Annotated in this window: 8 protein-coding genes; 1 reads left to right on the top strand and 7 read right to left on the bottom strand. The window is 40.2% G+C overall.

Translation table 11 applies throughout. The features are described 5' to 3' along the window. The first annotated feature begins 66 nt into the window (after window positions 1–66). Window positions 67–369 carry a hypothetical protein gene (locus tag MsAm2_RS08080; RefSeq protein ID WP_338097735.1) on the top strand — a complete coding sequence of 101 codons (303 nt, stop codon included), beginning with the start codon at window positions 67–69 and terminating at the stop codon, window positions 367–369. Between the two features lie 98 nt (window positions 370–467). On the opposite strand, the gene MsAm2_RS08075 is transcribed toward MsAm2_RS08080, so the two are convergent. The 7 genes from MsAm2_RS08075 to MsAm2_RS08045 all read right to left on the bottom strand — a co-directional run bounded on the left by MsAm2_RS08075 (window position 468) and on the right by MsAm2_RS08045 (window position 12,497). After that, the gene (locus tag MsAm2_RS08075; RefSeq protein ID WP_338097734.1) at window positions 468–2,825 is read right to left on the bottom strand and encodes a hydantoinase/oxoprolinase N-terminal domain-containing protein; all 2,358 of its coding nucleotides are present in this window, start codon (window positions 2,823–2,825) and stop codon (window positions 468–470) included. A gap of 358 nt (window positions 2,826–3,183) precedes the next feature. Continuing rightward, window positions 3,184–3,744, bottom strand: a complete 561-nt coding sequence (locus tag MsAm2_RS08070) for an acetate uptake transporter (RefSeq protein ID WP_338097733.1) — start codon at window positions 3,742–3,744, stop codon at window positions 3,184–3,186. A 767-nt stretch (window positions 3,745–4,511) separates the two neighbouring features. Next, window positions 4,512–6,236 (bottom strand): leucine-rich repeat domain-containing protein, encoded by a 1,725-nt coding sequence (locus MsAm2_RS08065; protein WP_338097732.1) that lies wholly within the window; start codon window positions 6,234–6,236, stop codon window positions 4,512–4,514. Between the two features lie 354 nt (window positions 6,237–6,590). Further along, window positions 6,591–7,145 carry an acetate uptake transporter gene (locus MsAm2_RS08060; RefSeq protein ID WP_338097731.1) on the bottom strand — a complete coding sequence of 185 codons (555 nt, stop codon included), beginning with the start codon at window positions 7,143–7,145 and terminating at the stop codon, window positions 6,591–6,593. Window positions 7,146–7,634: 489 nt separating this feature from the next. Beyond that, on the bottom strand, window positions 7,635–9,023 hold the full coding sequence (gene mtaB, locus MsAm2_RS08055; RefSeq protein WP_338097730.1) for a methanol--corrinoid protein co-methyltransferase MtaB: 1,389 nt from the start codon (window positions 9,021–9,023) through the stop codon (window positions 7,635–7,637). A gap of 13 nt (window positions 9,024–9,036) precedes the next feature. After that, complete coding sequence (gene mtaC, locus MsAm2_RS08050) at window positions 9,037–9,813, bottom strand: methanol--corrinoid protein MtaC (protein ID WP_338097729.1); 777 nt, start codon at window positions 9,811–9,813, stop codon at window positions 9,037–9,039. Window positions 9,814–11,285: 1,472 nt separating this feature from the next. Next, on the bottom strand, window positions 11,286–12,497 hold the full coding sequence (locus MsAm2_RS08045) for a bifunctional 5,6,7,8-tetrahydromethanopterin hydro-lyase/3-hexulose-6-phosphate synthase (protein ID WP_338097728.1): 1,212 nt from the start codon (window positions 12,495–12,497) through the stop codon (window positions 11,286–11,288). Between the last annotated feature and the right edge of the window lie 90 nt (window positions 12,498–12,587).

Raw genomic sequence — 12,587 nt, 5'->3', positions numbered from 1 at the left:
CAAATTTAAATTTGAGTATATCCTCTTTCCAAAAGTCAATTTACTTTATTTATTCCCGGTGAAAAAATGTCATCAACACAAAGTATTGAAATATTATCAATTATTTTTGGTGGGTTGATTATTGCTACTTCAATGTACTGGATGAACAGACAGAAAGATAAAAAAGCAAAGATGAATGAAATCGGAAAAATTTCCGAGGTACAAAATAATAAATCGAACTTAATATCTAATATTTTTGTTTTTATATTTTCATTCATTTTTATACTTGTTCCAATATTGATGATATTTCAAACCTCATTTTTGATTACAATATTTTTTATACTTGTTTTTATTATTTTTATGATTTATCTGTTTAATCCGCCACAATAATCTGTTTCAAATTTTTTAAAAAATATTAATTCAAAAAACGTAATCGTCAATGCTTTTGGAATAGAACAAATATTTTAATTTCAAAATCAGAAAAGAGATTATTTCTCTTCCCGATACTTTTTTTCCGGATTGATAAATTTCACGAAATCCGGAATGTTGCATTTAAAATCTTCATTTTTCGCCGTTTCCACACCGACAAAAGTGATTTTTGTCTCAATCGGATTTTCTGTCCCGGTCCGGATTTCTTTTTTGGTGAAATTGATCTCGATTTGCTCTTCCTTTAAACCGGTTTTTTTCATGACATCCAAAACCGTTTTTTGGCCGGCGGCACAGGCGAAATCATAGGCGTCCGAATAATTTTTAAAAACAGTCCGCTTCCCGTCATGGAAAACCAAATATTCCAAAATCATTTTTCCGGGAACAATGCCGTCGGGGGTTTTGTTGGATTCTTCTTGTCCGGCGGGGTTTTTTGTTTCCTTTCCGTCGGCACCTTTTGCTTCCTTTCCGGCCAAATTTCCTCCAAAAGCCTTGCAATCGCTTTTGCATTTTTTGGAACAGCGCCCATCGCACCGCTTATCCAAATCATCCGGCTCCTTTCTTTTTTCATTCTTTTTTTCATCACTTTTCTTTTCATCACTTTTCTTTTCATTCTTTTTTTCATCAATTTTCTTTTCATCAATTTTCTTTTTATTTTTCGGTTCGTTTTTTTCTTCACCGTTTTCTTCGCGGATTTCCTCCAGCTTATTTTCAAAGGCAGCGGCTCCTTTTTGCTTGACTTTATTTTCCTTAATAATAATTTCCAGCCGTTTGACTCCTTTTCCGGTCAAGGCACCGACCGCGTTTCCAACGTCCGAAAATTTGGGTGCCGACACATCTCCTTCAATAATGTTTTGAATTTCGGAAACGTAGGCTTTGGACGGGCCGCCGATGAGAATAATCGGGACGGAGATTGAAAATTTGGTATGAAATTCCCCGGACAGGATTTTTTCCACGTCCTTGCTTTCGATTCCCGGGACCAAATATTCGATGAGGCTTTTAGACATATTCTTTGCCACACGATTTTTCGTGTAAAGGGCAAGTTCTTTCGGATTCTTTTTGGTCAGCCGCTCCATTTTTTCGGCGCCGGTCAGTGCAGCTTCTTGATCCCATTCCGTGTAATCTCCCAGAATGTGAAGCGCATCCGTCGGCGTAAACCCAATCGGCTGAATCAGTCTTTTTTTGACCAACGATTCCAGCGCAAGTGAGAGCGGCATTTGTCCGCCCAGGCGGTCAAACAAATCGCTCCACGATGCCGGAAACTCATCAACGGCGGCGTAATGCGTTTTTTCAAGCGGGGTCAGCTCCATTGGGACAAAACCGGTCCGGATGTAAAACACAGACGGCAAGATGAATTCCGATAAATATTTTCGGGGCGGCAACTTGATGTCTTTGAGCTTATTCAAAAATCCCGGATAAAGAATCGCTGCCCGGCACAGCGGCATCACACGAATCGGTCCCAAATGAATTTTTTGATTGGGGTCGTCGGTCGCAAAAACGTGGCTGTCTCCGCCGGTAGCCATTGTTTCCATCCGAATCGCTTTGACACGCGTCGACCAACCACCGACAACGGCGCCGGACTCATCCATTTCCGGAAGCCCGTTTTGAATCAGCGCGACATCCGTACTTGTTCCGCCAATGTCGATGACGGCACACGTTTTGAGACCGGACAAATGGGCCGCACCCATTAAACTGGCGGCAGGGCCGGAAAAAATGGTTTCAATCGGTTTTTCCAGGGCCTCATCAATCCCGACGACGGAACCATCGCATTTGAGCATGAGAAGGGTCGCGTTCATGCCGGACGCTTTCATTTCAGTGACGACGGACTGCGTAAATTTGTAGGTGATGGGAATCAGCTGCGCATTTAAAAAAGCAGTGACGGCCCGCTCGTAAGCACCCAGATCCTGAGAAAGCTCGTGCCCGCAAACGACCGGAAGGCCGGTGAGTTCGAAAATTTCTTTTTTCACAAAAAGCTCGTGGTCGGCATTTCGGGTGCTGAACAAAGACGATACGGCAAAAGCCGCCACTTTGTCTTGGACGGAACGCGCGAATTTTCGGACCGGTTCGATATCCAACGGACAAATTTCTTCCCCATTGCTGTCGTGACCACCGGCAACAACGCAGTACATGGATGCCGGAATCGCATCCGGAATATGAAACTCACCAACCATAATGAGGCCGACCGGAAATCCTTTGTTTTCCAAAATCGTGTTGGTCGAAAGCGTTGTTGAGAGGGAGACAATGGATACATTTTTGAGTTTTTCAGGATCCAACAGTTTCATCGCGTTTTTAATTCCCGTAATCGGGTCCGGATAAGTGGTCAATGCTTTTCCCGATTCGACAACGCAGCCATCCTCATCTTGAATTAAAACGGCATCCGTATATGTCCCACCGGCATCGATTCCCAAACTGAATGTCATTTTCGCACCGCAATTTTGAATTGTAATTTGAAAAAAAGATGATTCCATGTTAATTGGGTTTCAATAGTATATCAAGATTTATTTGGAAAAAAATGATTGAATCCAAAAACGATAATAAAAAATGGGTACATTGATAAAAACAAAAATACGTTTCAATAATCTTAAAGTTAAAAAAAGAATCTGTCGTGTTTATGTGATTTTTAAAAACGTGTTGCCATAACGCGCGACGGCAGCGGCGCAAAAAGCAAAAATGAACAAAAGAAAAAATGAACAAAAGAGAAAATGAACAAAAAATAGAAAAAAATCAAAATTGATGGAGTTCAATTTCGATTTTGATGATGTTGTTATTCTTATTTTTTTACATCGGCAAATTGTATCCTTGCTCATTCATGACGGTGGCCATGGCGGTGTAAAAGGCCGAAAGTCCCAACAAAAGGGCACAGATTCCCGGCACAATTCCAAGTGCGATTCCAAAGTGGGCGATTGCTGTAATGAAGAAAGTCAAGACCAAAAGAACGAAAATAACGACCAGTGCGCGGTTTTTCATTTTCAACGTGGCCAAAAGCAGTCCAAGGCCAAACAATCCCCACAGAGCCAGATACCATCCGACAGATTCCGTCGTGGCGGCGGCTGCTCCAAACGGAGCGATTAAGATGTAGGCAAAACTGAGCCAAAAGACACCAAAACCGATGAATGCGACGGTTTCAAAGGTGTTTCCTTTTTTCCAAGCCAGGATTCCGGCTAAAAATTGAGCCAATCCGCCAACGAAAATGGCCATGGCGATGACGACTAAATTATCCGGAAAAAGACCGGCGTTATGAAGTCCCAGCATTAAAGTTGCGATGCTAAATCCGGTCAGTCCAAGCGGTCCCGGGTTTGCGGTAGTGTCTACCGTTTTTATCAATTGTATTTCACTCATATTTCTTCTCCGGATTGGTTTTTTTGAAAAAATAATGTTTTTCAAAAAAAGAACCAAGGGACCAAAAATCAATCGTTTTTACACTCAAAAATTTTAATTTCGTCAACCGGCAAACCGGAGACGTTTTTAAAACGGTTATGAAAACCGTTTTATCGTTTCAATCCGTTTTTCACTGTTTTTACTGTTTTTTTCGTTTTTATCTTTCTTAATTTAGACCCTGTTTTTCTCACAGTATCCGTTTTTTAAGATCCATCAGAATAATTCATGACAAATCCGGCTTCTAATATTCCTATCCTGTTAAAAAGATTTCCATTCCGGTTGACATAAATCAAAAAATCTCTCTCACACGTTTTTTCAAAAAAAAGAATCGGCTTCCCTCTAAATGAGGCTCGACTATTCCCGAAAAAAATCAACCTTTGGGATTTAAAAATTCGACAATCAACAACAGATTCTATTTTTTTGAAAAATTAAAAAATTAAAAAATTGAAAAATTGAAAAATTGGAATGAAGAAAAGTAAAAGAAGAAAAGTAAAAGAAGAAAAGTAAAAGAAGAAAAGTAAAGGATGAAAGGTAAAAGAAGAAAGATAAAAACCGTCTGCTGGTTTTGTTGAAAAACGAATCCAAAAATTGTTGCCATAATGGCGGACGGCGGCAAAAATAAAATCAATTAAAAAACACGGAAAAATAAAAACCATTAAAAAAGCGCTGAAAAAAAGCAATCTGGTGCCAAGAAATCATCCAAAAAATAAAAAAGAAAAGAGGAAATCTCAGTTTCCTTTTTTCTGTTTAAAGTAGTATGCGGCTCCAACAATACCAAGAATCACAACAACCGCTAAAACCAATAAAATCAAAAACGTTCGGCTGATTATTGGAGTGGATTGTTCCAAAGGTGTTGAATTTTCAACCGGCTCGGCTGTGGGTGTTGCCGGCGTGGAATTTGTAGAATTTGTCGAATTGATTTCAGTTGTATTCTCTTCAAATCCGCTGGCATTTGTTTGTATGGGCACCGTGTTGATAACCCGGGCTTCGCCATAACCGCCGCTTCCCCGAACTTCATTTTCAAGAATCCCCGCATAAAATATTCCGATTAGGTGGTAGACACCGTTGTTTTCCAAAAAGGCTATGTATGTTCCGGAATCATTTGGCTGTGCATTTATTTTTGTGTAATTGACACCATTGTATTGCAAATCTATATCTTGGTCCATTGTTTCCAAGGACCATGAAAAGATGTCTTCTGAAATTGGAGTGATATCGTTCTCTAAAAGGAGCGTTTCTCCGGCATTTATGAGGTTGAAACCTATGGAGATACTTCCGACGCGTGTGAATGAATCGGCCGGGAAATAGGCAGGAAGCGGCGAATAATTCATTTCATCCGGAACCAATATCAAAAGACTTGAAACATTTTTAAATGTATTTCCCGTCAGAGTTGGTGGGACGTCTCCCAGTTGAATTGTACTTAGATTGGAACAGTCCAAGAACACATTGTTCCCCATGCTTGCAACATTCGGGAACACAGCGAAAATCAAGCCTGTACAATTCCTAAAAGCTCCGGTCCCGATGTCCGTTACATTTGAAAAGTCCATCCACAATAAATTCGAACAATTTAAAAATGCATTTTGTTCAATGGTTGTTGCGCTTGGAAAATAAGCATCCGTTAAATTTATACAATCTTTAAAAGCGGCTTGTTCAACAACGGTTGCGTTTGGAAAATCGACAAAAGTTAAATTCGAACAATTAAAAAATGCATTTTGTTCAATGGTGGTTGCGTTTGGGAAATAAGCATAAGTTAAATTTGTGCAATTATTAAATGCGGCATGTCCAATGTCAGTTGCATTGGGAAAATCAATATTAGTTAAATTCGAACAATTAAAAAACGCATTTTGTTCAATGGTGGTTGCGTTTGGGAAATAAGCATAAGTTAAATTTGTGCAATTATTAAATGCGGCTTGTCCAATGTCCGTTACGTTTGAAAACTCCGTCCCAGACAAATTCGAACAATTCAAAAACGCATTTTGTTCCAGGGTGGTTGCATTTGGGAAATAAGCATAAGTTAAATTTGTACAATCTCTAAAAGCGGCTTGTCCAATGTTTGTAACATTCGGGAACTCGGCAGAGGTCAAATTGGAACAGTTATAAAATGTCCGAAATCCGATATCTGTGGTGTCATCAGCTGAAATTGAAATCAAATATTCATTATTTCTAAAAGCCGTATCGTTGATTACAATTTGATCCATTAAAGTCAGATTAAACGGTTGGTTTATATTTTTCAAATCCTCCCAGTCACTGTCTTCCAATGGATTTCCGGAAATTGTTATGTTGTTGCCGGATGCGTCAAATCCCGGAAAATCATTTCTAATCGGCATTCCGGCGCTTTTTGTTATTGAAGCATCTGCGGCCAAGGCAGATGGTGCGATTAAAATAAGAATCAGAAGCAAAAGGAAAGTTACTGATAATATATTCCACACATGTTTTTTTAAATCGGTTCGTCTCATTCAAGCCCCTCTATGTTTTGTTTTGAGTTAAAATCACGAAAATATTATTTATGTAATATTTTCCATACGATTCTAATTATTATTATAGGGGTGACGTCCTATATATGCATTTTTGGCGTCTATTCTTCTTCAATATACTCTATAAATTAGAAATCAAGAAACCAGGAAAACAAGTCCGGCCGGCAAATATTGAAAAGAGCGTAAGGTTATTGCCGGTCGGTTATTTTGTTTGAGGTATGAAATGAGTCAAGTTTTTTTAAAAAACTTAACTTTAATATTTGTTGTTTTTTTTGGTATTCGTTGCTTTTTAGTTGGCTGCTTTATTTGCTGCTTTATTTGCTTCTGAATCCCTTTTTAATTCGGTAGTTTGTAGCCGCACTCGTTCAGGATAATTGACAGGGACGTGTACAAAGCCGCAAGTCCCATAATCAATGTAATCACACCCGGAAGAATACTTAAATTAATGCCGAAGAAAGCAACGGTGGTTGAGAAGAACGTCAAGTCCAAAAGAATCAACACAACAATTAACGATTTTGAACCCAACTTCAACGAGCCAACCGTGAGGCCGGTCGCGAATATTCCCCATACTAATAAATACCAAGCAAGCGACGCGGCACCGGCCGGCTCACCATAAGGTGTAATTAAAATGTAGGCAAACGAAAACCAAAATAAACTGAATGCCGTAAATGCGGTTGCCGCAAAATTATTTCCTTTTCTCCACAGCTGCAAGCCGGCAAACGTTTGCGCAAAACCGCCGATAAAAATCGACATCGATACAACGACAATGGCATCCGTGATTAAACCCATTCCCTGAAGGCCAAGAATAATCGCCGCAAGAGCCAAACCGGCAAATCCTAAAACCGCGGAATTGGCGGTCACATCCGATATTTTAACATTTGTTTCACTCATAATCTCAACTCCAACAATTCTATTTTCTTTTCATTCGTTTCCTTTTTTTTCAATTTTCCTTTGGAAAAGTCAAACCAATAAACCATCCGTTTTTCATTTTCATTTTTGACTTTTTCAAATAAAAGAACAAAAATGAAAAAACCAACAACAATAACAAATAATATGCAGATGCGAACATGCAGATGGGAATAACGCACCGCATAAATTTAAAAATTGAAAAATAACAAACCCCAAAACCAAAAAAGGATTTGAGTTATTTTTCAAATGTTTTTTTAATTTGAAAATTTTTCAATTCAAAGAGGTTTGAGTTTTTCCGGACGTTTTTTTCGTGTCCGAAAACCGGAAAATGAGTCAGGTTTTAAAAGATAGGGTTAATAAAAACGGGGAGGGGGAATTCCCCGCTATTATTTAACCCAATTTCTCTTTTAAATTGATGTTATTGATGTTTATTTGATGTTATTTACCGAAAAAATATTTCCAAAATACTGTTTACAAAACATAGTTTTCAGTCTTAAAGACCGGCACTTCTGCTTTGTACTTTGTCATACATTGGTCCACGAATTTGGCTTTCTCGGTTGGGAGTGCGGCCAAATCTTTCTTAACGGCGTTCAAAGCGTTGGTTTCAAACTTCGTCAATTTCAATTTTCCGCCCTTGATACCTTCATCCAAAATCTTGCAGCATTCTTCTGCAGCGGCTTTGGACCGGAGGTAGGTGTCTTTTCCGTTCTTTGCGATGGCTTCTCCGACTCTGTAAGCATTGTCGTAGGCGAGGACATAGCCTTGCGGGTCTCTGTATTTGTCAGAGAGGGTCAAAAGGTCACGGAGGATCTTTTGGTTTCCGGTCTTAATGGCCGTGTTCATCAAAGAACAGTCATAGGCCAAACTTTCCACCCAAACCTGAACGGTTGTACCACCGAATTCACCGTGGTATTCGACCGATTCGTTGGACCACATGTCACAGCACTGCATGGTTAAGTTGCCCATGACGTCGGAGTGAGCACAGGTCGAAGATTTTCCTTCTTGGGTGATCGGGACACCGGAAATGGATTTGACGATTGTGTTTTCATAACCACAGTCTTTTCCAGGTCCGGTTGCGCCGGCTTCATAGGCAGCAAGAGTTCTTGCAGCGGAAATACACCGGGCGACGATGGCGGTGGTGTGGGCTAAGTTCTTGTCCAAGAGACCGCCTGCAATGAACATGGCGGTGTTGGCTTCGGCACAGTCCGTGTCACCGGCAGCAACGACTTTTCTCTTTTTGGCGATGTCGACAATGTTTTGCCAAACAAAGTCCATGTCACTTGTTCCAAGGACACCGATACCGAAAAGAACTCCCGCGATGTCATCACGGATGATGGCATAGTCGAAAACTTCCTTTCCACCCATGGATTCGATGGATAAGAGGTCGGCACCTTGTGCAGCACACTGATCGAATGCTTCAAGCATGATGTCGTTCTTTTTTCCACGCAGGGCGAGATAGTCTCTGTCTTCTCGAATGTCACCGATGGTGTGTCTCAGACCGCATTTCACGCCGTATTCTTCATGGTATTCTTCTAAGATTGTTTTTTGGGCGTGCGCAACAGCGGCTCCCCAAGACGGGTTGTTGGACATCTGTTGGACGTGTTCTGTTTCTAAACAGACGGCCGGGGCACCGATTTGAACAATTCTGGCCATGGCGTCTTTTGTAATTCTTTCGTATTCTTTAACGAGTGCTTCTTTGGAAACACCGGCTTGCGGTCTTGGCGCATAGTTTAATTCCGGGATTGTATATCCGGCACCGATTTCAAGTCCTAATCCTGCCTTCACGGGGAATTTTGCGTGTCCGAAAACCATTTCGTCGGCACTGGTGTATGCCATTTTTGTGTATCTGTTGATTGCCATATTCTTTGCCTCCTTAGGGGTAGTGGAACTCGTTTCTCATCTTTTCGATGTTCGCTCCGTTCTTTAAGATGTAGTTTGCAAATAGGGCTGCTTCCGAAGCCTCTTCACCATACACACCCAGGCTGTAGCTTTCGACGAATTCTTGATTGACGGCACCGCCGCCACAGGCGAACGGGATTTTTAATCCTTTTTCAACCATTTTGTCGTTCACTTCTTTAAACGCGTACATGGTGGTTGTCATAAGTGCGGTTCCAGTCACCATCACCGGTTTTGCTTTGGCGACTGCGGCCACCACTTCATCCACCGGCACATCACGGCCTAAGTCCACAACGTCGAATCCGTCCGCACGAAGGAGGGCGGCGACGATGTTTTTGCCGATGTCGTGAACGTCTCCTTCCGCCACGTGGCAAACGACAGTTCCCTTAGATTTCGGAATTTCTTTGGTTTTGGATTTACAATAGTCTATTCCTTCAAGCATAGCGTCGGCCGACATCATGACATTGGGAAGGAAGATAATTCCTTGGTCATAAAGTTTGGACACGACCGCCATTCCCGGAAGGAGGGCTTCGTCGATGAGTTTAATTGGAGTTTTTCCGGCTTTTAAGCAGGCGTCAAGAGCGGCAATCACATCATCCTCTTCGCCTTCATAAATTGCCTTTGCGACGGCTTTGTAAAGTGCATCTTTCGGATAAAGCTGTTCTGCCGCCTCATCCGGTGTCATGGATTTTTCCATGGCAACATTGTATCTGGTAAGAATCGTTGCGATGTCTTCTTTTTTAAGGTCTAACATATTTAATCCTCCGTTTGTAAATTTACAGAAAAAACAGTTCCGGCATCGAACAACCAAAAATGTTGGTAATTCATCAAAATTGATTCATTTTTTTTCCGTTGCAACACGATTTTTTGGATTCATCTTATTCGCAATCCGGTTTGGATTTTGTTCGCAATCCGGTTTGGATTTTGTTCGCAATCCGATTTGGATTTTGTTCGTGATCCGTTTGGATTTTCTTTCCTTTTTCAGGTTTTTATGATCCTTAGAAGTCGTGTTTTTCGGATTTTATCCTCAATTTGTTGATTTGTCAACTTGATTTTTAATTCAGGTTTCCATTTTGCCACACACACGAAAAGACCATTTGTTGGGGAATTGGCCTTTTCAATCATGCCTTTACTTTAACCCGTCATCAAAAATCATTTTAATCGGTTATTCGTCGATGTTTTTGGATCTGTAAAATCTCTGCAATTTCTAAAACCACATTCATTTCAGAAAAAACCAAAACCAAACAAAAAACAGATGTGTTTTTCGAGAAACGGTTGTTTTCATTTTCCCGAAAAATTAATTTTTCTGAAATTTGCTTATTATCCGGTTTTTTCTTACACTCAAACATCTCAAATTGAGGTATATACATTAACCGCAGTTATTTTTTTAAAATCAATTTTTATGTTCCACTCAAAAAATAAAATAAAATAAAACAAACTATCTTTATTTTCAATCGTTTCATCTTGTTTTATAAAATATAAATTATTAAATGTTTTTTAATTCTGTTTTTTTGGCTTTTTTCAAAGTGAAAATGCCATCAAAATTTTTGATATCTTGACACACTATTTTTAGATGAAACTCATATTTCTTCGTCAAAAAATTAAATATATTATTCATTTTATATTAAAATATAATTAAAACCCCCCTGCATCCCTATTTTTTTTAAAAAATATGGGACAAATTTATATATCAAATTGTCACCGTATGTGATTTTAAATATCTCTTTAGCATATTCAAAATCGGATTTAATATGAAAAAACCAACAAAAAATTACAATATTATTACAATATTCTAAAACCATTGTAACCAAAAATCAGATATTATGTTTCATTTCTAAAAAATACGGAATGCTTTCACTCCGGCAAAATTCAAAGATGAATTAAAAACGAATGCAACAATCTTTAAAATTAAAAAATAATAGCACCGCCGGATGGTTTTGTTATCTTTGAATTTTAAAAATTGTTGCCGTAACCCATGCAGATGGTGGCAAGAGCAGCAACCGCAAAACAGCAAACAAATGCAGCAAACTTTGAATTTAAAAAATAATAAAAACGGCGGATGATGTTATTGGATTTTTTAAAAAATTGTTGCCGTAACGTGCGCAGGCGGCGACACAATATTCTCCAACAAGAAATAGAAATACGAAAGCAGAACAGAAATACGAAAGCAGAAATATAAAAAAAACGAGACGAATCTCGTTTTTATTTAAAAAATATTTTTAAAAATCAGAAATCGGTCATAATTCTGAATTGGTCGATTTCCGGGTTTCCGATGCGGGAAATAAATTGTTCGGCGGTTGCGCGCAGATCTTTTGATCCTGTAATTGCCCGACCGACTACTAAAATATCGGCTTTGGCTTTTAACGCGATGGGGACCGTATCCAATTTTACACCGCCGGCAACGGCAATGTAAGTCTTGGGTGAGATCTTTTTAATGTCCGGGATGCTTCCCCAAGAGTATTCCGTGGTTTCGACATCAATGCCGCGGTGGAGTTCCACAACGTCCGGAATCGCATTTTGCTTGACCAATTCTTTGATCAGCGGAACCGGATCGGCTAAATTCAACGTGTCAACAATGGCGTAAATTCCGGTTTTGTGAGCTTCTTGAATGGCTTTGACAATAGTCGAAACCGGCGCGAGCGCAGATACGACAACAGCGTCTCCGGCCGCATCGGCAACCATCCGGGCTTCCAAGTTGCCGGTATCCAATGTTTTTAAGTCGGCGACAATGAACGCATCCGGACGCACTTCCCGAATTTTAGAAATCACATCGGTTCCAAAGCGTTTGATGAGCGGCGTTCCCGCTTCGATTAATAAATGGTCGTTTTGTGGCAAAATTTTGACGGCTTCTAAGACAAAATCAAGGCTGGTCGTATCAAAAGCAACTTGAAGATAGGGCGGGTTCCAGAGCCGTGAAACTTTGAATCCCATAATGGCATGGGTGGATTTGTTGTTTTCTTCAAGAACGGTGTCGATGTTTGGGAATTTTTCCATCGCTCTTTTCAATGCCAACTTGGTGGCGCCGTAATTGAACCGATAGATTTTTCCGAAATCTTCAGCATCGGGCGCGATAAATACGCTGACAACAATAACGATCTCGTCGGCAATGTCTTTGGGAATGGTTCCTTCTTCAACGGCATCCGCAACGGCTTTTGCGACGGCGGTTTGAGCCGGTCCGAAAATTTTCGCGGTGTCCGCTCCTTTTTTGAGTGTCACTTTTGGAACAATCAAAGTCGACGGTTTGGCCGGCAAGTTCGGACGGATGACGGATAAAAGAGGGGTGTGGCCGGCGGACAATTGTGTCAACCCGGAAGCGAAAGCCTGGCCGACGGGACCATTCTTTACTCCGATCATTAAATCAACGTGAGCGACTTCCGGGCCGGTTCCGATTAAAGCTTCTCCGATTTCAAAATAGGGCAATTTTTTATCATTCGGCATTTTCATTTCTCCCAAATCTGATCTTGTTTTTTTATGTCTCTTAAATTAATACGTTCGCTCTCGAATTTTTTGTGAAATTCGGAGCCTTTC

Source organism: Methanolapillus ohkumae (genome assembly GCF_032594355.1).
GTDB lineage: Archaea > Halobacteriota > Methanosarcinia > Methanosarcinales > Methanosarcinaceae > Methanolapillus > Methanolapillus ohkumae.
This window is presented reverse-complemented; position numbering and strand designations above follow the sequence as displayed.